This window comes from Aeromonas sp. MdU4 (assembly GCF_041929505.1).
In the GTDB taxonomy this organism is placed as follows: Bacteria; Pseudomonadota; Gammaproteobacteria; order Enterobacterales; family Aeromonadaceae; genus Aeromonas.
Window position 1 is genome coordinate 1 of record NZ_JBHFMW010000039.1, and the last position, 20,079, is coordinate 20,079.

At 58.8% G+C, this 20,079-nt stretch carries 22 protein-coding genes; 15 read left to right on the top strand and 7 right to left on the bottom strand.

Features of this window, described 5'->3' with window-relative positions:
* Positions 1-228 precede the first annotated feature (228 nt).
* Positions 229-1,029 carry an alpha/beta fold hydrolase gene (locus tag ACE1BR_RS21725; RefSeq protein WP_374873965.1) on the top strand — a complete coding sequence of 267 codons (801 nt, stop codon included), beginning with the start codon at positions 229-231 and terminating at the stop codon, positions 1,027-1,029.
* 98 nt (positions 1,030-1,127) lie between these two features.
* Here the strand turns inward: ACE1BR_RS21725 and ACE1BR_RS21730 are convergent, their stop codons facing one another.
* From ACE1BR_RS21730 to ACE1BR_RS21740, 3 genes are read right to left on the bottom strand one after another with little or no spacing between them, the layout of a single operon-like run.
* Positions 1,128-1,934 (bottom strand): MipA/OmpV family protein, encoded by an 807-nt coding sequence (locus ACE1BR_RS21730; RefSeq protein ID WP_374873967.1) that lies wholly within the window; start codon positions 1,932-1,934, stop codon positions 1,128-1,130.
* A gap of 35 nt (positions 1,935-1,969) precedes the next feature.
* Positions 1,970-3,040, bottom strand: a complete 1,071-nt coding sequence (locus ACE1BR_RS21735; RefSeq protein WP_374873969.1) for an AI-2E family transporter — start codon at positions 3,038-3,040, stop codon at positions 1,970-1,972.
* A 25-nt stretch (positions 3,041-3,065) separates the two neighbouring features.
* Complete coding sequence (locus ACE1BR_RS21740) at positions 3,066-3,299, bottom strand: sulfurtransferase TusA family protein (protein ID WP_374873971.1); 234 nt, start codon at positions 3,297-3,299, stop codon at positions 3,066-3,068.
* Positions 3,300-3,420: 121 nt separating this feature from the next.
* Here ACE1BR_RS21740 and ACE1BR_RS21745 point away from each other — a divergent pair, with 121 nt between their 5' ends.
* On the top strand, positions 3,421-4,875 hold the full coding sequence (locus tag ACE1BR_RS21745) for a M48 family metalloprotease (protein WP_374873973.1): 1,455 nt from the start codon (positions 3,421-3,423) through the stop codon (positions 4,873-4,875).
* 98 nt (positions 4,876-4,973) lie between these two features.
* Here ACE1BR_RS21745 and ACE1BR_RS21750 read toward each other — a convergent pair whose 3' ends face one another.
* Entirely contained in the window at positions 4,974-5,456 is a 483-nt protein-coding gene (locus tag ACE1BR_RS21750; protein ID WP_374873975.1) for a TlpA family protein disulfide reductase, read from the bottom strand.
* Between the two features lie 60 nt (positions 5,457-5,516).
* On the opposite strand from ACE1BR_RS21750, the gene arsC reads away from it, so the two are divergent.
* Positions 5,517-5,867 carry an arsenate reductase (glutaredoxin) gene (gene arsC / locus ACE1BR_RS21755; protein ID WP_374873977.1) on the top strand — a complete coding sequence of 117 codons (351 nt, stop codon included), beginning with the start codon at positions 5,517-5,519 and terminating at the stop codon, positions 5,865-5,867.
* The gene (locus ACE1BR_RS21760) at positions 5,864-6,247 is read left to right on the top strand and encodes a DUF2069 domain-containing protein (RefSeq protein ID WP_374873979.1); all 384 of its coding nucleotides are present in this window, start codon (positions 5,864-5,866) and stop codon (positions 6,245-6,247) included. Before arsC ends, ACE1BR_RS21760 begins: the two co-directional genes overlap by 4 nt.
* Positions 6,248-6,303: 56 nt before the next feature.
* Here ACE1BR_RS21760 and ACE1BR_RS21765 read toward each other — a convergent pair whose 3' ends face one another.
* Positions 6,304-6,912, bottom strand: coding sequence for an ACP phosphodiesterase (locus tag ACE1BR_RS21765; protein ID WP_374873981.1), 609 nt, complete (start codon positions 6,910-6,912; stop codon positions 6,304-6,306).
* A 176-nt stretch (positions 6,913-7,088) separates the two neighbouring features.
* On the opposite strand from ACE1BR_RS21765, the gene iadA reads away from it, so the two are divergent.
* Positions 7,089-8,219: a beta-aspartyl-peptidase gene (iadA, locus tag ACE1BR_RS21770; protein ID WP_374874005.1), complete on the top strand. Its 1,131-nt coding sequence runs from the start codon at positions 7,089-7,091 to the stop codon at positions 8,217-8,219.
* Between the two features lie 105 nt (positions 8,220-8,324).
* Here iadA and ACE1BR_RS21775 read toward each other — a convergent pair whose 3' ends face one another.
* Positions 8,325-9,227: a lysine exporter LysO family protein gene (locus ACE1BR_RS21775; protein ID WP_374873983.1), complete on the bottom strand. Its 903-nt coding sequence runs from the start codon at positions 9,225-9,227 to the stop codon at positions 8,325-8,327.
* A gap of 532 nt (positions 9,228-9,759) precedes the next feature.
* Between ACE1BR_RS21775 and ACE1BR_RS21780 the strand changes: the two genes are divergently transcribed.
* The 10 genes from ACE1BR_RS21780 (at position 9,760) to maiA (ending at position 18,851) form a co-directional block, all read left to right on the top strand.
* On the top strand, positions 9,760-10,530 hold the full coding sequence (locus tag ACE1BR_RS21780; RefSeq protein WP_374873984.1) for an ABC transporter ATP-binding protein: 771 nt from the start codon (positions 9,760-9,762) through the stop codon (positions 10,528-10,530).
* Between the two features lie 50 nt (positions 10,531-10,580).
* Positions 10,581-11,354, top strand: a complete 774-nt coding sequence (locus tag ACE1BR_RS21785; RefSeq protein WP_374873986.1) for an ABC transporter substrate-binding protein — start codon at positions 10,581-10,583, stop codon at positions 11,352-11,354.
* A 217-nt stretch (positions 11,355-11,571) separates the two neighbouring features.
* Positions 11,572-12,312: an ABC transporter permease gene (locus ACE1BR_RS21790; protein ID WP_374873987.1), complete on the top strand. Its 741-nt coding sequence runs from the start codon at positions 11,572-11,574 to the stop codon at positions 12,310-12,312.
* Between the two features lie 93 nt (positions 12,313-12,405).
* Complete coding sequence (locus ACE1BR_RS21795; protein WP_374873989.1) at positions 12,406-13,098, top strand: ABC transporter permease; 693 nt, start codon at positions 12,406-12,408, stop codon at positions 13,096-13,098.
* Between the two features lie 176 nt (positions 13,099-13,274).
* Positions 13,275-13,934 carry a TIGR01621 family pseudouridine synthase gene (locus ACE1BR_RS21800; protein WP_374873991.1) on the top strand — a complete coding sequence of 220 codons (660 nt, stop codon included), beginning with the start codon at positions 13,275-13,277 and terminating at the stop codon, positions 13,932-13,934.
* 26 nt (positions 13,935-13,960) lie between these two features.
* Positions 13,961-14,641: a haloacid dehalogenase-like hydrolase gene (locus tag ACE1BR_RS21805; protein WP_374873993.1), complete on the top strand. Its 681-nt coding sequence runs from the start codon at positions 13,961-13,963 to the stop codon at positions 14,639-14,641.
* A 225-nt stretch (positions 14,642-14,866) separates the two neighbouring features.
* The gene (gene hppD / locus ACE1BR_RS21810) at positions 14,867-15,991 is read left to right on the top strand and encodes a 4-hydroxyphenylpyruvate dioxygenase (protein WP_374873995.1); all 1,125 of its coding nucleotides are present in this window, start codon (positions 14,867-14,869) and stop codon (positions 15,989-15,991) included.
* A complete protein-coding gene (locus tag ACE1BR_RS21815) occupies positions 15,984-17,135 on the top strand; it encodes a homogentisate 1,2-dioxygenase (RefSeq protein WP_374873997.1) in 1,152 nt (383 codons plus the stop codon). The genes hppD and ACE1BR_RS21815 overlap by 8 nt, the downstream gene beginning before the upstream one ends.
* A gap of 10 nt (positions 17,136-17,145) precedes the next feature.
* Positions 17,146-18,141, top strand: a complete 996-nt coding sequence (locus ACE1BR_RS21820; RefSeq protein ID WP_374873999.1) for a fumarylacetoacetate hydrolase family protein — start codon at positions 17,146-17,148, stop codon at positions 18,139-18,141.
* A 71-nt stretch (positions 18,142-18,212) separates the two neighbouring features.
* Entirely contained in the window at positions 18,213-18,851 is a 639-nt protein-coding gene (gene maiA, locus ACE1BR_RS21825; protein ID WP_374874001.1) for a maleylacetoacetate isomerase, read from the top strand.
* Positions 18,852-19,026: 175 nt separating this feature from the next.
* Here maiA and ACE1BR_RS21830 read toward each other — a convergent pair whose 3' ends face one another.
* Positions 19,027-19,695 carry an ATP-dependent Clp protease proteolytic subunit gene (locus ACE1BR_RS21830; RefSeq protein ID WP_374874003.1) on the bottom strand — a complete coding sequence of 223 codons (669 nt, stop codon included), beginning with the start codon at positions 19,693-19,695 and terminating at the stop codon, positions 19,027-19,029.
* Positions 19,696-20,079: the final 384 nt, after the last annotated feature.

A 20,079-nucleotide genomic window follows, 5' to 3' on the forward strand; every position in this document is an offset into this window, starting at 1 on the left:
TTGGCAACAGAAGCCAACATGAAGCCATTTATGGCTATGGTGATTTGCACTGCCGTCTCATCATCAGAAGTTGGCAACAGAAGCCAACATGAAGCCATTTATGGCTATGGTGATTTGCACTGCCGTCTCATCATCAGAAGTTGGCAACAGGAGCCAACATAAAGCCATTTATGGCTATGGTGATTTGCACTGCCGTCTCATCATCAGAAGCAGGCAACAGGAGATAACATGAAGCAATTTATGGAGATAGCGGGCCGCCGGATGGCCTACCTGGACGAAGGACAAGGGCCGGTGCTGCTGTTTGGGCATAGCTACCTGTGGGACAGCGCCATGTGGGCGCCGCAAATCGAGGCGCTCAAAGGCAGCTATCGCTGCATCGTGCCCGAGCTGTGGGGCCACGGTGATTCCGACGCGCTTCCGGAAGGTGGCTGCACGCTGGCGACGCTGGCGCGCGATCATCTGGCGCTGCTCGATGCCCTCGGCATTAAAGAGTTTGTGTTGGTGGGTCTCTCCATTGGCGGCATGTGGGGTGTGGAGCTGGCGCGCATGGCGCCCGAGCGCCTCAAGGGGTTGGTGCTGATGGCCAGCTTTGTTGGCCTCGAGCCGCAGATCACCTGCGAGCGCTATCTCGGTATGCTCGCTGCGATTGAACAGCTTGGTACCATTCCGGCTCCCATCGTTGAACAGGTGGCTCCGATCTTTTTTGCCAATCAGCCTGATCACGCGCTGATGAGTGACTTCAAGGCGCGCCTTGCTGCCTGGCCCAGCGAGAAGATCGCCGCCATGGTGGCGGTCGGGCGCAGTTTTGTCACCCGCGAGGATCGCATCGAGTGGCTGGAAGAGATGACTGTGCCTGCACTGGTGCTGACCGGTTGTGAGGACAAGGCCCGTCCGGTGCTGGAAGGCTATCTGATGGCCGAGGTGCTGGGTTGCCCGTTCCGGGAGATCCCGGCGGCAGGTCATATCTCGTCGCTGGAAAACCCCGCCTTCGTCAATCAGGCGCTGGCTGAGTTTCTGGCCGCGCTGTAAGCCAGACGCAAGTTATAAACAAGGGAGCCAGTGGCTCCCTTGTTGCGTTTGGTGAGTAGGCCGGAACCTGTCGGCACAGCCTGTCTGCTGACAGGACGTTACCAGATATAGCCCAGGCCAAAGCCCGCATAGAGCTCGCCGTTATGCTGGACGATGGGACTGTTTTTGATGTCCCGATCATACCATTCGTAGTTCATGGCAAACATGCCAATCCAGTTGGGATTGAAGCGGTAGCTGGTGATGAGAGCCGCCATCGGCGAGAGGGTTGCCCCCGTATCCCATGCTGGACGTTGTGAGGTCGCCTCGCTCTCTGATATGCCGCCGAAGTAGTAGTTGGCCATCTTGTCGCTGCGCAGCATGGCGCCCATGCCCGGCATGATCAGCAGATTGTCGCGCAGGATGGGGAAATCGGCCCACAGCAACAGCTCCTGGCCATTGCTACGGCCGGTGATATCGCTGTTGGCGCGGATGGTCAGCAGTGCATAAGGGGTGATGATGTTGCCGCCTATTCCACCCTCGAGTTGCCATTTGCGCTTGTCCATGCCGGTAAAGGCCGAAGAATCCTCGGGATCCAGATTGCCAAAACGCACCCGGCCATAGCCGTACAGGGCGACGTTCTCATCCTTGTGGAAGTAGTAGCGGGCGCGATCGCCGAGAAACATGAACTGCTGGCCGAAGTAGATAAAGCCCGGAATGGCGTAGAGGGCGTTATCCTGTGCCTCGTAGCGGGCCTGTCCTCCGATGAACGCGGCCCCGGCCACCAATCCTTGTGGTACCGGGCTGGTGGGGCTGTCGCTGGTGAGCAGATCCATGGAGCCGAGGTCGAAGTCGGCCCGAGCAGGGAGGGCGGAGGCGAGGAGCAGGGCGGTCAGCCCTGCCAATCTTAATGGACGAGAAAAGGTCATGGACGCTCCATTGTCACGATGGGATGGAAAAATAGCTACTTGGTGCTGGCTGATATCTCTTCGCGTTTGGGCCAGGCATTGATCACCGCCTTGACCAGGGTGGCGAGGGGGATGGCGAAGAAGACCCCCCAGAATCCCCAGAGTCCCCCAAAGACCAGCACGGCGATGATGATGGCCACCGGATGGAGGTTGACAGCCTCAGAGAAGAGTACCGGAACCAGCAGGTTGCCGTCGAGGGCCTGAATGACCAGATAGGCCACCATCAGCCAGGCGAACTCGGGCGTCAAGCCCCACTGGAACAGCGCGACCATGGTGACCGGAACTGTTACTACGGCGGCGCCGATATAGGGGATCAGCACCGAGAAGCCGACAGCTACGGCCAGCAGCACCGAGTAGCGCAACCCCATCAGGGCAAAGGGAACATAGGTGGCGATGCCGACGATGAGGATCTCGATCACCTTGCCGCGGATATAGTTGATTATCTGGTTGTTCATCTCCCTCCAGACCCGGTTGACCAGGGTGCGGTTGCGTGGCAGGAAGCGGCGCAGGCTGCCCATCAGAACCCGCTTGTCCTTGAGCATGAAGAAGACCATCAGCGGCACCAGAATCAGGTAGATCATGATGGCAACCACGTTCACCAGCGAGCTGAGGGAGACGCTCACCAGATGCTCGCCACCACTGAGGATGCGCTGGCGGATATTGTCGATGACCGTCTCCACCAGACTGACATCAATCAACTCGGGGTAACGGTCGGGCAGGGTGCGGACATAATCCTGGGCGTGGGTCAGCATGGCTGGCGCCTCTTTGGCCAGATTGATCCCCTGACTGACCAGCGTCGGGATGAGACCGAGGAGGGCGGCGACTGCCACCGTAATAAAGAGCAGCAGGATGACGCTGGTGGCCAGGGTGCGCGATAGCCCCGCCTTTTGCAGCCGGACGACTGGCCACTCCAGCAGATAGGCCATCACCAGCGCTACCAGCAGGGGAGCCAGCAGATCGCCAAACAGCCAGATGATGGCAAAGCAGAAGACCAGCAACAGGAAGAGGGTAACGGCATCGGGGTCGGAGAACCGGGTCTGATACCAGTGCTTCAAGACTTCTAACATGACTGCGTCCTTACACAACAGGGGCTTAAGATGACTGTGTCGCCCCGACAACCAGCTGCAAAGAGAGGGTATTGTCCGGCTCCGGGGTGAGAATGACCCGGTGGCCGAGACGTTGCAGGTAGACCGGAATATCCTGCCGGGAGCCCGCATCGGCCAACCTGATGGTCACGATTTGGCCCGCTTTGGCGTCCCGCAACCAGAGCTTGAGCCGGAGCAACGGCTCGGGACAGCGCCAGGGGGTCAGGTCGAGAACTTCCATGGGGACTCCATCAGGCAGGTGGCCGCTATTATGGCCGTGATGAGACCGTGAAACAACGCTTGTAGCCCTTGATGGGCACGGGTATTCTGCCGGAGCCCTTTCTGATGGAGATAGAGATAACGTGGCACGCTTTTCCCCCCTGATGGCATCACTTCCCCTGTTGGCTTCCCTGATGGGCGCCACGTTTAATGCCCAGGCGAACAACCAGCTTCCCGATATTGGTACTGCCGGGGTGGCGGCTCTGCCCATCGAGCAGGAGGTGCGTTATGGTAACGCCTTTATGCGCTTTGCCCGAGCGGGTTTGCCGATCATCGATGATCCTGTGTTGAGCCAGTATATCGACGACTTGGGGCAGCGTTTGCTGACCAATGCCGATGGGGTGCGCTTCCCGTTTAGCTTCTTCCTCATCAATGATCCCAGCATCAACGCGGCCGCTTTTCTCGGGGGGCGGGTCAAGGTGCACACCGGCCTGTTTCTCTATGCCGACAGCGAGAGCGAGCTGGCTTCGGTACTGGCCCACGAAATCACCCACGTGACCCAGCGTCACATCGCCCGCTACATGGAAGCGCAGGCGAGCAGTTCGGCGGTGACTCTGGCTGGTCTGGTGGGATCCATCGCGCTGGCGGTGATCAACCCGACCGCCGGTATCGCCGCGCTGCAGACTACGCTGGGCCTCTCCATGCAGTCCGCCATCAACTACACCCGCGACAACGAATATGAAGCGGACCGTATCGGTATGAAGACCCTCTACGATGCCGGTTTCGATCCCATGGGGATGGCCAACTTCTTCCAGAAACTGGCTGCCGAATATCGTTACGCCAGCAAGCCGCCCGAGATGCTGCTGACTCACCCGCTGCCGGAGACCCGGATCAGCGAGGCCCGGGCCCGGGCGAGCAACTATGGTCGCCGTGACTTGCCGCCCAGCCTCGACTTCTGGCTGGCCAAGGTGCGCATTCAGGTGCGTTTTGGCACCGATACCCCGCAAGGGTTGCTCAGCTACTTCGATACCCGGATCCAGAAGGGGGATTACCCGCTCAAGGATGCGGCCATCTATGGCAAGGCGCTGGCGCTGATCCAGCTCAAGCGTACCGACGAGGCAGATGAGCTGATGAAGGAGCTGGTTGCCCGTCATCCGGAAGATCTCTTTATCGTCGATGCCCAGACCGATATCGATCTGGCCAAGGGGCGCAGTGCGCAGGCCATCGCCCGGCTCGAGAAGTTCCGCAGCCGGATGCCGGATAACGAAGTGGTGGTGATCAATCTGGGCAACGCCTACCTTGAGAGCGGTGATTACAAGAAGTCCATCGCCATCCTCGATCCCTATGCCCGCGAGCATGAGGAGAACAATCTGGCCTGGAACCTGCTCTCCGACGCCTATCGCAAGGCGGGCAGGATGACCGAGCTGCATATGGCGCGGGCCGAGATCCTCTCCCTGCGCGGTGACTATCAGGCGGCCATCGACGAATTGATTGTGGCGCGCGGCACAACCAGCGACCGGATGACTCTGGCTCGACTGGAGGCTCGTATCACCGAGCTGGAGCGGGCCAAGAAGGATCTCGATAGCCTCAAGGGCTAACTAAACCAATAAGACAAGAGCACACCACGGTGTGCCCTTGTTGTTTATGGTGAAGCAGAACAGCGGCCCAAGAAGATCAACGCGCGTTATTAGGGCGCTCAGTTGTTCTGGTGTCTGATGGATGCCTTGAGGGCATCGATCTGCGATTGACCCAGTTCACCGACCAGCGTCTGTTTGAGTTGGCCCTCACTGTCGAGCAGATGGCTGGTAGGCAGGGCATCTGGGCGAGGGAAGGGGAGGCTGGCCTTTGCATTGGCGATCAGCAGTGGCACACGGATTTGGTACTGCTTAGCCAGCTTGCTCAGCGCTGCCGGGGTGGTCGGATCGTAGTTGATGGCCACGACGGCGATCTCGCCCTCAGCGGCCAGCGCATTGAGGCGCGGCATCTCCCGCAAGCAGGGAGTGCACCAGGGGGCGAAGTAGTTGACCAGCAGCGGTTTGCCGGCAAAGTGGTCAAGGGCCACCGTTTGTCCCGTCGCATCGGTAAATTCGGGGGCCGGGCTGCAAGCACCGAGCTGGGCAGCCACAATCAGCCAACAAATTCGTTTCAATTCCTTTCCACTGCCGCTTACCCTGACCATCACTTTCCCCTACAATAGCGCCGTTTCTTGTCCCATCTTGCGATTAATCAGGGAGTTACCATGAGCGAGACCCAAATCTATCACAATCCGCGCTGCTCCAAGAGTCGCGAAACCCTGGCCCTGCTGGAACAGCACGGGATCGCCCCTGATGTGGTGCTCTATCTGGAGCAGGCCCCGAGCGAGGAGGAGATCCGCAAGCTGCTGACCCTGCTCGGCTTTAGCGACCCGCGCCAGCTGATGCGCACCAAGGAAGATCTCTATAAGGAGTTGGGCCTTGGCGAGGTGAACGGCGACGCTCTGATCCGTGCCATGCATGAGCATCCCAAACTGATCGAGCGCCCCATCGTCATCAAGAATGGTCAGGCCCGCATTGGCCGTCCGCCGGAGCTGGTGCTGGAGCTCCTCAAGTGAGCACCCGCTTCGCCCGCCTGCTGACTCTGGCCGGTTTCTTCGGATTACTGGGCTGGGTCATCCTTTGGCATCTGTGGTTGTCACCCCACCCGGATCTCAACCCCTGGCTATTGCCGGTGATCTGGACAGTGCCGTTGCTCTTTCCGCTCAAAGGTATTGTGCAGGGCAACCCCTACACCCACGCTTGGGGCAACTTCGTGTTGATGCCCTATTTCCTCCACGCCCTCACCCTGATCACCACGGATGAGGGGGAGCGGTGGCTGGCGGTGGTGGAGTTGTTGTTCACCACTCTCGCCTTTGTCGGCACCATTTACTACGCCCGCCTGCGTGGTCGCGAACTTGGCCTCAGCATTCGCAAGAAGAAAGATGAAGCCAACTGATGGCGAACGCCCCGCAAGGGGCGTTTTTTATAGGTAAGCAGGTCTATCCGCAGGGATTACTCCGCCTCTTGTCCTGCGCGAAAAAGGGTTAGTTGCTGCTGGCTAAAGTCCATCAGCTCGGGATAGAAGCACAGAAAACCAGCCTCGCACTTCTGCCACTGCGACTCATCGAGGGTCAGCAGCGCATCACCCAGCGGCACAGGGCGGCGCAGCCTGCGGCCAATCCCGTTAAGGGCTTGCCCCAGCCCCTCCCTGTAGCGGTAGGAGGCGATCCAGTTCTGCTCTGCCATCCGCGTGAGGGGCAGTGGCAGCCCGTCTGGCAGGCGTGAGTGATCCGCCAATAGCTGGTCATAACTGTGTTGCAGGAAGCGGGGCAGGGGTTCGGTACTGAACTGCCCCCAGTGCTGGCTCAGCCAGTGGTCGTAGATCATATCCACCACAATGCCGCCAAAGCGGCGCCAGGGGGGCTCGAAGCTGGCAACGGCCGCCTTGTGCTCCGGGTGGCGGTCGGTGAACGCGTCGATCTTGCGGTGCAGCCAGATCCCCTCATCGAAGTGAGCCGTCAGGCCTGTCGGGAGCGGCCCTTTGATAAAATCCCCCAGCAGGTTGCCGGTGAGGGAGCTGTGGGTATGGGCTGCCAGATGAAGGTGCGCCAGAAAGTTCATGGAAAAATCGTTCAGCAGACAGAAACTGTTGCTGAGCCTAGCGGATCCACTCTCCCTTGCCTATGCCGATCGTGGCAAACTGGGCTGCAGGAACCTGCGTTTACCGAGGTAGATGGCAGGTAAATCGCGATGTCTCTCTATCCCCCACAGGGGATAGCTTGCAAGGAGTAGCCATGATGTTGACCCTGATCGAAGGCGCCGAACTCTTCAGTCCCACTCACCTTGGCCAGCAGGATCTGCTGGTGGCCGATGGTCGTATCGCCTGGATGGGCAAGGGGCTGACGGTCCCTGCAGATTGGCCCCTGCACCGTGTTGATGGCCGTGGCCGTTATCTGGTACCCGGCTTGGTGGATCCGCTGGCCCATATCACCGGGGGCGGTGGTGAGGGGGGCTTTGCTTTTCGCACCCCCGAGCTTGCGGCGAGTGAGGCCCTCAAGGCGGGGGTCACCACGCTGGTTGCTGCGCTCGGCACCGACAGCCTGACCCGCACGCCGGCTCAGGTGCTTGGCAAGGTGCGCGAATTTCGCGCGGCTGGGGTGAGCGCGTTTATGTATAGCGGCTCCTACCATCTGCCGGTCAAGACCCTGACCGGCACGCTAGAGTCTGACATCATCCTCATTCCCGAAGTGCTGGGGGTGGGAGAGGTGGCGATCAGCGATCACAGATCCAGTGCACCGACCCATGACGAGCTGGCCCGCTTGGTGAGCGAGGCTCGGGTAGCCGGCTTGCTTTCAGGCAAGAGCGGAGTCAGCTTCTTTCATCTGGGAGATGGCAAGGGGGCCTTGGCTCCCCTGCGGGCTCTGCGCGATAAGACCGACATCCCGCTGCGCCAGCTCTATCCCACCCATTGCAACCGCAATCCCTGGCTCTTTGCCGAGGCGATCGAGTGGGGCAAGGCGGGTGGCTGGGTTGATCTCACCACCTCCAGCTTCCCCGATCTGGTTGAAGAGGGGGAGCGACTTGCAGCTGACGGGCTGGTCGAGTTGCTGGCTGCGGGTGTGCCTGCCGAGCGCATCACCTTCAGCTCCGATGCCAATGCCAGCCTGCCGCGCTTTGACAGTGAAGGGCGCCTTATCGAGATGCGTTGTGGCCAGATTGCCAGCCTGTGGCAAGAGTGCACACGAGCCTGCGAGATCGGGGTCTCGCTGGAAGTCGCACTGGCTGCAGTGACGGCCAATCCGGCGCAGGCGTTGGGGTTGGGCGGCAAGGGGCGACTCGCCGTTGGGCAGGATGCGGATCTGCTGCTGGTACACTCTCAGTCGTTCGCTATCGAACGGGTCATGAGTGCAGGCCAGTGGCGCGAATAATGCCGCAGAGAGTGCCGTAGACTGTGCGAGCGCATGGTTGATGCAACCAGCAAAAGCCCGACAACAAGGTCGGGCTTTTTCGTGACGGCCGGTTGCAACGGTGGTCTAGATCGCCAAAAAGCCGAGGATCAGGATGGGACCGAGCAGGCTCAGGATAAAGCCGGAGACAATTGCCACCGGTACTACCTGAATGCCACCCGATTTCTGGATGACCGGCAGGGTGAAGTCGAGCGCGGTGGCACCGCCGTAACCGATCGCTGCCGAGGGGTGGCGACGCATCAAGACCGGGATGAGCAGGATGGCGATAAGTTCACGCCCCAGATCGTTGATAAAGGCGGCCGAGCCCAGCACCGGTCCCAGCTTGTCGGCCACCAGAATGCCCGACAGGGAATACCAGCCGAAGCTGGAGCTCAGGGCCAGCCCGTGGCTCAGTGGCATGTCCAGCAACTGGGCCGCCAGCAGGCTGCCGATCCAGCTGCTGATGATGACGGTAAAGGCGATTTTCATCCCCCAGGGATTAAGCAGGATCTGGCGCAGCCGCATGCCGGAGTTGCGCATCTGCACCCCGATAAGAAACAGCAGCAGCATCAGCGCCCACTCACTCAATTTGTCGATGGGCAGGGTGCGCAGATCCACCAGCAGTCCCAGCACCACACCGCCCAGCACCACGAAACAGAGCTGAAGGGATTCCCACAGCAGGTGCAGCTTGCTCGGCATCCTGGCATCGTTCGCCTCGTGGGTCGGCGGTGTGCGCTGGTCGAGCCACCAGAGGGCCAGCAGGTTGCAGACCGTGATCGCAGCCAGCATCACGCCTGCCACCTTGAAGATCACCGCCAGATTGCTGCCGAGGTTCTCCACATAGGCGAGTCCCAGCCCCATCAAAAACAGGATGAGGTAGACCATCTTGCCCAGGCTTTGGTTGACCAGCTTGATCAGCCGGGCAGAGGAGAGGGGAACCAGATAGCCGATTGCCAGGGGCAACAGGATCAGCAAAACATTGAGCAACATCGAGGCCTCGATCACAAAAACTGATAAAAATGCCACCTTATCATTACTTATTGGCTCTGTGTCACATATCTCTCGCTTTTATAGACGCGGACGGGCCATTTTTTAGCGGTTTGTTACTTTTTTGCCACGCCCGGATACCCGATCTCTGCTCGCCACAAGTTGCAGTGGCTCAGTAAAATCAAGTTGATCCCGCTATGGCGATTAGATTCCGTGCGCGACAGGTCTGCATAAAGCGATGTTGATGCAACTTTGGGCTATGCCACGCTTTTCTCTTGCCTCCTGTATGATTGGAGTATAAAAAGGCGATATCCAGCACGCCGATGACACGGCTGTTTATGCAAACAAAGTGCTGAAAAATACGCGGTGGGCGAATAAAAATAGAGCAAACCCCCTCAGGAGCCCCGTTCTATATTGTTTTTTCACTATCCGGGTGATATTTTCGCTGAAGGTCGCCATCGGTTAACTTTTTGTTAAATGGACGATGGTGGAGTCACGCCCCTGCGGCGTCTAGGGACAGACAAGGTTGTAATGGATGAGCGACGTTGCCGCACTGGAAGTACGTGATCTGCACAAATATTTTGGCACCCACGAAGTGCTCAAGGGCATCGACATGACCGCCCACAAGGGGGATGTTATCTCCCTGATCGGCTCCTCCGGTTCGGGGAAGTCGACCTTTCTGCGCTGTATCAATCTGCTCGAAACCCCCTCATCCGGCAGCGTGTCGCTCCATGGCGAGCTGATTGCGATGAAAACCAACCGGGCCGGTGAGCGGCAGCCACAAGATATGCGTCAGGTGGAGCGGATCCGCAGCCGGCTGGCCATGGTATTTCAAAGTTTCAATCTCTGGTCACACATGACCATCATGCAGAACATCATCGAAGTACCGATCCAGGTGCTCAAGGTTCCCCGTGCCGAGGCGATTGCCAGAGCCGAGCATCTGCTCAATCGGGTCGGGCTGTGGGAGCGTCGCGACTACTATCCGGGTCACCTCTCCGGTGGGCAGCAGCAGCGGGCCGCCATTGCCCGGGCGCTGGCGGTGGAGCCGGAGGTGATGCTGTTTGACGAACCGACTTCGGCGCTCGATCCCGAGCTGGTGGGAGAGGTGCTTGGCTTGATGCGCGAGCTGGCCGAAGAGGGGCGCACCATGCTGGTGGTGACCCATGAGATGTCGTTTGCCCGCGATGTGTCAAACAAGGTGATGTTTCTTCATCAGGGCCGGGTGGAAGAGGAGGGCAATCCCAAAGAGATTTTCGCCCATCCCAAGTCTGAACGGTTCAAGCAATTTATCTCCTCTATCTACTGATGGGCGGGATATCGAGTTATCCAATCAACTGTTTTATCAAGGAGCGATACATGAACAAGCTGATGCTGGCGACTGCCGTGATGGCTGCCCTCTCTTCCGGCAGCGTGATGGCCAAGGAGTGGAAAGAGGTACGAATTGGGGTTGAGGGTGCTTACCCTCCCTTCTCCTGGACCGAACCCAGTGGCGAGGTGAAGGGGTTTGATATCGACATCGCCAACGCCCTGTGCGAAGAGATGAAGGTGAAGTGTACGCTGATCAAACAGGACTGGGATGGCATCATACCGGCACTGTTGTCGCGCAAGTTTGACGCCATCATCGCCACCATGGATATCACCGAAGAGCGCAAGAAGAAGGTGGACTTCACCCAGAAGTACCAGCATATTCCGGCCCGCTTCGCCGCCAAGAAGGGCACTGACATCAAGCTCGACAAGGCTTTCATGGATGGTAAAACCGTGGCGGTGCAACGTGCGACCTCCATGGATACCTACATCACCGACAATTTCCCGAACGCCACCATCAAACGTTACGGCACTGCCGATGAAGCCTATCTCGATCTGAAATCCGGTCGTGTCGACTATGTGATGGCCGATTCCGCGGCCATCACCGATGGTCTGCTGAAGAAGGAAGGGGGCGATGCCTACGAGTTCGTCGGCCCGAAACTGACCGATCCCAAGTGGTTTGGCGAGGGGGCCGGTATTGCGGTGCGCAAGGCTGACAAGGATCTGAAAGAGAAATTCAACGCCGCCATTCTGGCGCTGCGTGCCAACGGCAAGTACAAGGCGATCAACGACAAGTACTTCGAGTTCGACGTGTACGGCGAGTAAAAACTGGAGCCGTGTACGGTGAGTCATTCGCCACATAGATAGCGAATAACAGGCCGACCGGCTCGCCTTGCCAGTCGTCATCGGGCCCGTTCTCTCCGTGTGGAGCGATGGGCCCTATTAATTGCAATGGAGCTGCATCTGGCCGTGTTGAAAGGATGTGGGTTCTCTTGTTGTTCAGAGGCATCAGCCCACTCGATAAGTTGCAATGGAGCTGCATATGTTTGATTTGAAAGGATACGAAGCCTCGTTGCTGGAGGGTGCCTGGGTCACGCTGGAGGTGGCGCTGGCCTCTTTGCTGCTGGCTCTGCTGCTCGGCATGCTGGGGGCGCTGGCCAAACTGTCGCCCTACCGGTGGGCTCGGGCCATCGCGACTTGCTACACCACCATCATTCGCGGTATTCCCGACCTGGTGCTGATGATGCTGCTCTTCTTTGGCGGCCAGGTGCTGATCAACGGTATCTGCAGTTGGGTCAACGAGGCTTACAACAACTGGTTGCTGGAAAGTAATCCCAATCAGGAGTGGGTATCCTTGCTCCCGGACTATATCGATATCAGCCCCTTTGTGGCCGGGGTGGCGACCATCGGCTTTATCTTCGGCGCCTATATGACCGAGACCTTTCGCGGCGCCATTCTGGCGGTGGACAAGGGGGAGCTGGAGGCGGCTCGGGCCTTTGGCATGCGCGCGAGTCAGCTTTTTGTGCGGATCCTCTTCCCCCAGATGATGCGTCACGCCCTGCCGGGGTTTGGCAACAACTGGCTGGTGCTGCTGAAAACCACCGCGCTGGTCTCCATCATCGGGCTTGATGACATGGTACGCAAAGCCTCCTTGGCGGCGGGCTCAACCCAGCAACCCTTCACCTTCTACATGGCCGTGGCGCTGATCTTTCTGATCTTCACTGCCGTCTCCACCTCGGCGCTCAAGTGGGCCGAGCGTCATTACGCCATCAAGACGAGGTAAGCCATGCCGTACTCAATGCAGTCATCCGTTTACTGTGATCGTCGCGGTGCCAGTGCCGAGCGTCACTACATCACGATGAAGACGAGGTAAGCCATGGATTTCTCAATCATTCTCAAAGAGTGGCCCACCTACTGGGAGGGGCTCTATACCACCGTCTGGCTGGTGGCACTCTCCCTGTTGCTTGGTCTGATGATCGCCGTTCCTCTCGGGATCCTGCGCAATAGCCGCAACTGGCTGATCAAGGGGCCGATCTGGGCCTATATCTACTTCTTTCGCGGCACCCCGCTGCTGGTGCAGCTCTTTATCATCTACTACGGCGCGGCCCAGTGGGAGTGGCTGAAGAACAGTGTCGCCTGGTCGCTCTTCTCCGAGGCCTGGTTCTGTGCCCTGCTGGCATTTACCCTCAACACCGGTGCCTATACCGCCGAGATCGTCCGCGGGGCGGTGCACAATATGCCGCGTGGCCAGATTGAAGCCGCCAACGCCTTTGGCATGACCCGCTGGCAGACCCTGACCAGGATCATTTTGCCCAACTCGTTTCGCCGGGCACTGCCTGCCTACAGCAACGAGGTGATCTTCATGCTGCAAGGTTCGGCGGTGGCGGGCATCATCACCATCGTCGATCTGACCGGTGCTGCGCGGATCATCAACTCCCGCTACTACAGCCCGTTCGAGGCTTTTCTGACGGTGGGTCTGCTCTATATGCTGCTCACCTTTGTTATCGTCTGGCTGTTCAAAAAGTGGGAAGCGCGCTGGCACGCCCACCTGCGCCCGCGCAACGTGTGATGGCAGCTCCCCAGAGATGACCGAAAATGGCTCCGCCTGCTGCAGGCGGGGCCATTTTTCATTCTCTTCATCTGCCCACCCGGTTTGCCAAATGGTGGCGGAGCAGGGAGAATGCAGCACTCCCGAGCGCAGCCAGCCGTTGGCTGCGCGCCTTATTCCCCAGTTCCCGAGGTTTTATGTACCGGATATTGTTTGAGCATCCCGCTTTCCTTGTTATCGACAAGCTGCCCGGCATTGGTATGCATGACGAGAAGGGTGAGGGGGAAGAGGTCAATCCGGGGCTGGTTAATCGCGTGAAGGCCGATACCGGTCTCACCCTCTATCCGGTACACCGGCTCGACAAGATGACCTCCGGGCTGGTGCTGCTGGCCCGCACCACCGAGGCGAACCGAGAACTGAGCATGGCTTTTGCGGCTCGCGAGGTGAGCAAGCAGTATCTGGCGATCTCCGATCGCAAACCGAAGAAGAAGCAGGGCTGGGTGAAAGGGGATATGCAAAAAGGGCGCGGTGGCAGCTGGCTGCTGGCGCGCACTCTCGAGAACCCCGCCATCAGCTGGTTCGATTCGGTGTCGGTGCGTGAGGGGCTGCGGCTCTATCGCATCAAACCGCAGACCGGCAAGACCCACCAGATCCGGGTTGCGCTCAAAAGCATCGGCGCCCCCATTCTCGGGGACGAGCGCTATGGCGGCACGCCAGCCGAGCGCGGTTATCTGCACGCCTGGCGACTGAGTTTTACGCTAGCGGGCGAGCCGTTCGATTTTGTCTGCCCACCCGATGTGGGGAGCGAATTCGTCACCCCCGAGCTGGCGACAGCCATCGCCACCCTTGCGCCCTGACTCTTATGCAACCTGAGCCTGATACCATGATTCATCCAGCAACAGAGCGTGATGCATCCAGTGCCTCTGACGGGAGCACTCCGCGCTGGATCCTGGCCGATTTTGACGACACCCTGGCCCCCGGCGACAGTCATGCCGGTCTGCTGCGCTATATTCTGCGCCGCCGGATCTGGCCGCTGCTGCTGTTGCCGGTGATTGCGTTGGGTGGGGTGATCTATCTGGTTCCCAGCCAGCGGCGCCGCGGCATCTCCCTTATCTGGTGGGCCATCACCTTGGGGCTCTCCCCCTTCGGTTGGCGCAAGTTGGTGCGCGACTATTGCCGCACCAGGCCGGGACTGTTTCGTCAGGCTCGCGATCTGCTGCAAAGTGAGGGGGAGCGCTGCTGGGTTATCTCCGCCAGTCCCTGTGCGTTGGTACGGGCCCAGCTCTATCAACAACTGCCCGGCCAGTTGCCCCACCGGATCATTGGCTCGCAGATGCACTACCGTTTTGGCGGCTTGATGCCGCGCCTCTACTGCCACGGCCAGCACAAGCTGTTGCCGGAGATCTGCGCCCTTGATACCGAGCTGGCGCTTAGCGACAGCCTGCACGATCTGCCGCTGCTGACGCTGGGGGAACAGGCATGGTTGATCAATCCGACGCCCACGCGACTGCAAAATGCCCGAGCCCGCTTACCCCATCTGATGGTCAAAAACTGGCAACTGTAAGCCAAAGCTGACAGCTGTGCGGGTCGTCATGGGTTGATCCGCAAGGCTGCGGCTTGAATGTCACAATCTATTTACATATTTTGCTGGTCAGGCCCATGCAACTATCTGCGGCCTGCCTCTTCTCTTCCTGCTACGCCCTGCCTCTAATGAAACAAGTTGTTAACACTTGCTGCGCCGTTGCGTGCCGCAAGCCGTTTTAACCGAATCAAGAGCAAGGAGCGCCCGATGAATGCCACCTCTTCCGCTACCCACACCATCAACCCTTTGGGCACAGACGGTTTCGAGTTTGTCGAGTACACGGCGCCCGATGCCAAAGGGATTGCCGCCCTCAAGAGCCTGTTTGTCTCGCTCGGGTTTGCCGAGGTCGCCAAGCACAAGCACAAGCAGTGCTGGCTCTACCGGCAGGGGGATATCAACTTCGTGGTCAATGCCGAACCTCACTCCCAGGCGGAGCAGTTTGCCAGCCTGCACGGGCCGAGCGTCTGCGGCATGGCGTTTCGGGTGAGCGATGCGGGCAAGGCCCAGCAGTTCGCCATCGCCAAGGGGGCCAAGCCCTTTGTCGGCAAGATTGGCCCGATGGAGCTCAACATTCCCGCCATCTACGGTATCGGCGAGAGCACTCTCTCCTTTGTCGACCGCTATGGTGACAAGGGCTCCATCTATGAGGTGGACTTTGTCTTCTATCCCGACTGGCAGGCCCGCATGGCCAAGGTGGATGCCGGTCTGATCGAGATCGATCACCTGACTCACAACGTTCATCGCGGCAATATGGATGTCTGGTCCAACTTCTATGAGCGGATCGGCAACTTCCGCGAAATTCGCTACTTCGATATCGAAGGCAAATTGACCGGGCTACACTCCCGCGCCATGACCGCTCCCTGCGGCAAGATCCGCATTCCCATCAACGAGTCGGCGGATGACAAGTCGCAGATTGAGGAGTACCTGCGCCAGTACAAGGGGGAGGGGATCCAGCATATCGCGCTCTCCTCGGCCGATATCTACCAGACCATCCGCACCCTGCGCAGCCGCGGCACCGGCTTTATGCCGACTCCCGATACCTACTACGAGCAGGTGAACAGCCGGGTCGAGGGGCATCAGGAGGATCTGGCTGCCCTCAAAGAGTTGCGTATCCTCATCGACGGCTCCCCCACCCAGGATGGCATTCTGCTGCAGATCTTCACCGATACCGTGATAGGCCCGGTCTTCTTCGAGATCATCCAGCGCAAGGGTAACGAAGGGTTTGGCGAGGGCAATTTCAAGGCGCTGTTTGAATCAATTGAGCTGGACCAGATCCGCCGTGGCGTACTGGATGGTGCAGAGCATGACAAAGGAGATCCAAGCAATGCGTAACTGGATTAACTTCCCCCATCGGGAGGGGACCCACTCCCGTCAGGCTCATGCCGACCTGCCCGAGCAGGCCATCTATGAGCGCGAACTGGGGCGCAGCGGTTTTTTCGGCCCAGCCACCCACATGCACCACAAGCATGCCCCCACTGACTGGAGCAGTTGGGAAGGGCCGCTGCGGCCACGGCTGTTTGACCTCAATGCCCTGCAAGAGGAGGTGAGTTCACTCTCCCCCTGGGTGGCCCCCGATATTCTTAGCAACCCCCACTGCCGCTACCGCATCTGGCGGCTATCCGAGGCGATGCCGTTTTTGGTGCGCAATGCCGATGGCGATGAGCTGCTGTTTATCCACGAGGGGGGCGGCGAGTTCTTCTGCGATTACGGCCACATGACCCTGCGCGATGGTGACTATGTGGTGATCCCCCGCGGCACCATGTGGCGCATCGAACCCACCGCGCCCATGTTCATCCTGATGATCGAGGCGACCAACGACAGCTATCAGCTGCCGGACAAGGGGCTGGTGGGCAATCACGCCATCTTCGACCCGACGGCGCTGGATGTGCCCGCCATCAACGAACGCTTTTTGGCCCAGCAGGATGAGAATCCCTGGTCGCTGCAGGTGAAGCGCCACGATCAGGTGTCGGTCATCACCTGGCCGTTCAACCCGCTGGATGCGCAGGGGTGGCACGGCGACTTGTGCGTGGTGCGCCTCAACTGGCGGGATATCCGCCCGCTGATGAGCCACCGCTACCATCTGCCGCCGTCGGCCCACTCCACCTTTGTGGCGAGCCGCTTCGTGATTTGTACCTTTGTACCGCGCCCCATCGAGAGCGACCCCGGCGCCCTCAAGGTGCCCTTCTATCACAGCAATGACGATTACGACGAGGTGCTCTTTTACCACGCCGGGGATTTCTTCAGCCGGGACAATATCGAGCGGGGCATGGTCACCTTCCATCCCGCCGGTTTTACCCACGGCCCCCATCCCAAGGCGTTTGCGGCGGGGCAGGCCTATGCCAAGAAGTTCACCGACGAGGTGGCGGTCATGCTCGATACCCGCGATGCGCTCCATGTTGGCAGCCTGTGCGAAGGGATCGAGAACCCCCGGTATGTCTCCAGCTGGCAGCGCCCGAACGTGGCTGCCGGCAAATAAGGAATCGCTTATGAAATTGGCAACATTGAACAATGGCAAGCGTGATGGCGCTCTGGTGGTGGTGAGCCGGGATCTGACCCAAGCGGTGCGGGTGAGCGAGATTGCCCCGACTTTGCAGGCCGCCCTCGACGAGTGGGCCGAGGTTGTCCCCAGGCTTGAGGCTGTCTATCAGCAACTTAACGAGGGCCACACGGTCGAGGCGTTCCCCTTTGACGAAGCGTCTTGCCTCTCCCCCTTGCCACGTGCCTATCAGTGGGCCGATGGCAGCGCCTACGTCAACCATGTGGAGCTGGTGCGCAAGGCGCGTGGCGCCGAGATGCCGGAAAGCTTCTGGCACGATCCGCTGATCTATCAGGGCGGCTCCGACAGCTTTTTGGCCCCCCGTGGCCCCATCGTGATGGGCTCGGAGGAGTGGGGGATCGATTTCGAATCGGAAATCGCCATCATCACCGACGACGTGCCGATGGGGGTGAGCCCGCAGGGGGCCGCCAGCCACGTCAAGCTGCTGATGCTGGTCAACGACGTTAGTCTGCGCAACCTCATTCCGGGCGAGCTGGCCAAGGGATTTGGTTTCTTCCAGTCCAAGCCGTCGAGCGCCTTCTCGCCGGTGGCCATCACCCCGGACGAACTGGGCGATGACTGGCGTGATGGCAAGGTGCACCTGCCGCTTTTGACCTACCTCAATGGTGCGCTGTTCGGTGCGCCTGAGGCGGGGGTGGACATGACCTTCAACTTCTTCGAGCTGATTGCCCACGCCGCCAAGACCCGACCGCTCGGGGCTGGCTGCATCATCGGTTCGGGCACGGTCTCCAACTACGATCGCAGCGCTGGCTCATCCTGCATCGCCGAGAAGCGTATGTTGGAAATTCTTGATTGTGATCAAGCCATCACCCCCTATATGAAATTTGGTGATAGAGTGGCCATCACCATGCAGGATCGCAATGGCAGGAGCCTGTTTGGCACACTCTCTCAGCAGGTAATGCAAGGTGGTGGCCAGACAGCGTGATGCTCCCCGACAGATAAATGGCGCAGAGAGATGGTCCACCCGTCTCTCTGCTGGCAAAAGAGGGATGGAGTATGTTGCAGTTGTTTGGCTACTGGCGCTCGTCAGCCAGTTTTCGGGTGCGGCTCGTGTTGCAGCTCAAAGGGCTTGATTATGAGCAGCATCCGATCAATTTGCGGCAGGGGGAGCAGCGCGAGAAGAGCTATCGCCGCCTCAATCCGCAGGGGCTGGTGCCCTTTTTGGTAGATGGTGATCTGCAGATCGGTCAGTCGGTCGCCATCATGGAGTACCTTGACGAGACCTATCCCGCTCATCCCCTGATGCCTTCGGCCCCCGAGGCACGCGCCAGGGTGCGCCAGATCGTCAACATGATCGCCTGCGATACCCACCCCCTCAACAACCTGCGGGTGCTCACCTATCTGGAGGAGCACTTCAGAGCCAACAAGGAGCAGGAGGCAAGCTGGTATCGCCACTGGATTGACGAGACCTTCATCGCGCTTGAGCAGATGTTGATGACCACTGCTGGTATCTACAGCGTGGGCAACGAGGTGACGATGGCTGATTGCATGCTGGTGCCTCAGGTCTACAATGCTCGGCGCTACGAGATGTCACTGGACGATTACCCCACCATCCGCCGCATTGTTGCCAACTGCGAAGAGCTGCAGGCTTTTATCAAGGCGGCCCCCGCCAGTCAGCCTGATGCACAGCACTGAGCGCCTGATATCGCGCTTTTGACGGCCCACGGATCGAACCGCCATTGAGCCAGTGAGATGACTGGCTCGCTCATGCAATGCTTTCGCGCGAATGTCACATATCAGCGGGTGTTGGTGAATCGCCATGACTGCCATTCCTGCGTGTTGGAGTGGCAGCCACGGCGGGATGGGCATCTCAGTTCTGCATATCGGTGATGTAATAGGTCACGGGATAGGTTGTCGCGGTTTTCATCTCCTGATTCACCAGGCCCACTTTTTTGGCATCGTCGATGTTGTAAGTTGCGCGTCGACTCTCTGACGAGGTGATGGCCTTTAGCTCTTCTGCCGGGATCTTGGTGCAGGAGGTGTAAATGGTGCGAAAGAGCGAGTTGTATTTTTCAGCTTCGTCCAGAATACGCCGCGCCTGATCCGGCTTCAGGTAATCATTAATTTCATTTGCCGCGGCAGCAGGATGCAGCAAGAAAGATGACATCGGCATGGCATAACGCTCATTCGATGCACAATAAATCAGGGTCGCAGAAGAGGCGACATTTGATGCGTTGATCATATTCAGTCTGGTCGGGTTTTTACGTAACGCCTCGTAGGCCATATACCCCGAATCCATATCGCCACCCCCGCTATTGAGGTAGATGTCTATATTTTTTATATTGCGAAAATTCCCGTTAATTTCATCAACAGAGGATAACAGCCAGGCTACCGTCTGCTGGTCTATGCCTGCATTGAAGTAGATGGCCGCTTTATCTACCTCAGTGTCATTAACCGTATTGCCCTTGATGAAGAAAATGTTGGCGTGTGCATGGAGTGGTAATGCCAGAGCAAGCAGAAGCAGGTTTTTTCTCAACATAAATACCTCACGGATAATATATTCTGGGTCAGCCTGGTTGCTGACAATATCACTATTTCAACGCTTGGCACCTGAAAAATAGCGGGCTGTTAATTGATACCCGCGTTAATAAAAATCAGCACTCCAAATTTCACACCTGCATGGCGAACGTGCCTGCTCCGAAAAGGTCTGTGGCGAACCTCTGCCCGCAGGTTGGCTATCTTCCTGCAGTCCGGCTGATAGCCGGGAGATCGGGCATCGGGGTAGAGGATGATCATGGCTGGGGAGGCCGTGTGCTGAGGGGCATATTGTTTCACTAATGCAACGGTCTGTGATTTTTAATCGAGTTTTTTGCAACAATATGAGTTCGGTGTGGGGGCGGGCACGACAGTGGTCTGGGTGAAG

What these genes read in the sequence shown, in the direction of transcription:
- ACE1BR_RS21725 (WP_374873965.1), top strand. Translation starts at nt 229, where the DNA reads ATGAAGCAATTTATGGAGATAGCGGGCCGCCGGATGGCCTACCTGGAC.
- ACE1BR_RS21730 (WP_374873967.1), bottom strand. Translation starts at nt 1,934, where the DNA reads ATGACCTTTTCTCGTCCATTAAGATTGGCAGGGCTGACCGCCCTGCTC.
- ACE1BR_RS21735 (WP_374873969.1), bottom strand. Translation starts at nt 3,040, where the DNA reads ATGTTAGAAGTCTTGAAGCACTGGTATCAGACCCGGTTCTCCGACCCC.
- ACE1BR_RS21740 (WP_374873971.1), bottom strand. Translation starts at nt 3,299, where the DNA reads ATGGAAGTTCTCGACCTGACCCCCTGGCGCTGTCCCGAGCCGTTGCTC.
- ACE1BR_RS21750 (WP_374873975.1), bottom strand. Translation starts at nt 5,456, where the DNA reads ATGGTCAGGGTAAGCGGCAGTGGAAAGGAATTGAAACGAATTTGTTGG.
- arsC (WP_374873977.1), top strand. Translation starts at nt 5,517, where the DNA reads ATGAGCGAGACCCAAATCTATCACAATCCGCGCTGCTCCAAGAGTCGC.
- ACE1BR_RS21765 (WP_374873981.1), bottom strand. Translation starts at nt 6,912, where the DNA reads ATGAACTTTCTGGCGCACCTTCATCTGGCAGCCCATACCCACAGCTCC.
- iadA (WP_374874005.1), top strand. Translation starts at nt 7,089, where the DNA reads ATGTTGACCCTGATCGAAGGCGCCGAACTCTTCAGTCCCACTCACCTT.
- ACE1BR_RS21775 (WP_374873983.1), bottom strand. Translation starts at nt 9,227, where the DNA reads ATGTTGCTCAATGTTTTGCTGATCCTGTTGCCCCTGGCAATCGGCTAT.
- ACE1BR_RS21780 (WP_374873984.1), top strand. Translation starts at nt 9,760, where the DNA reads ATGAGCGACGTTGCCGCACTGGAAGTACGTGATCTGCACAAATATTTT.
- ACE1BR_RS21785 (WP_374873986.1), top strand. Translation starts at nt 10,581, where the DNA reads ATGAACAAGCTGATGCTGGCGACTGCCGTGATGGCTGCCCTCTCTTCC.
- ACE1BR_RS21790 (WP_374873987.1), top strand. Translation starts at nt 11,572, where the DNA reads ATGTTTGATTTGAAAGGATACGAAGCCTCGTTGCTGGAGGGTGCCTGG.
- ACE1BR_RS21795 (WP_374873989.1), top strand. Translation starts at nt 12,406, where the DNA reads ATGGATTTCTCAATCATTCTCAAAGAGTGGCCCACCTACTGGGAGGGG.
- ACE1BR_RS21800 (WP_374873991.1), top strand. Translation starts at nt 13,275, where the DNA reads ATGTACCGGATATTGTTTGAGCATCCCGCTTTCCTTGTTATCGACAAG.
- ACE1BR_RS21805 (WP_374873993.1), top strand. Translation starts at nt 13,961, where the DNA reads ATGATTCATCCAGCAACAGAGCGTGATGCATCCAGTGCCTCTGACGGG.
- hppD (WP_374873995.1), top strand. Translation starts at nt 14,867, where the DNA reads ATGAATGCCACCTCTTCCGCTACCCACACCATCAACCCTTTGGGCACA.
- ACE1BR_RS21815 (WP_374873997.1), top strand. Translation starts at nt 15,984, where the DNA reads ATGCGTAACTGGATTAACTTCCCCCATCGGGAGGGGACCCACTCCCGT.
- ACE1BR_RS21820 (WP_374873999.1), top strand. Translation starts at nt 17,146, where the DNA reads ATGAAATTGGCAACATTGAACAATGGCAAGCGTGATGGCGCTCTGGTG.
- maiA (WP_374874001.1), top strand. Translation starts at nt 18,213, where the DNA reads ATGTTGCAGTTGTTTGGCTACTGGCGCTCGTCAGCCAGTTTTCGGGTG.
- ACE1BR_RS21830 (WP_374874003.1), bottom strand. Translation starts at nt 19,695, where the DNA reads ATGTTGAGAAAAAACCTGCTTCTGCTTGCTCTGGCATTACCACTCCAT.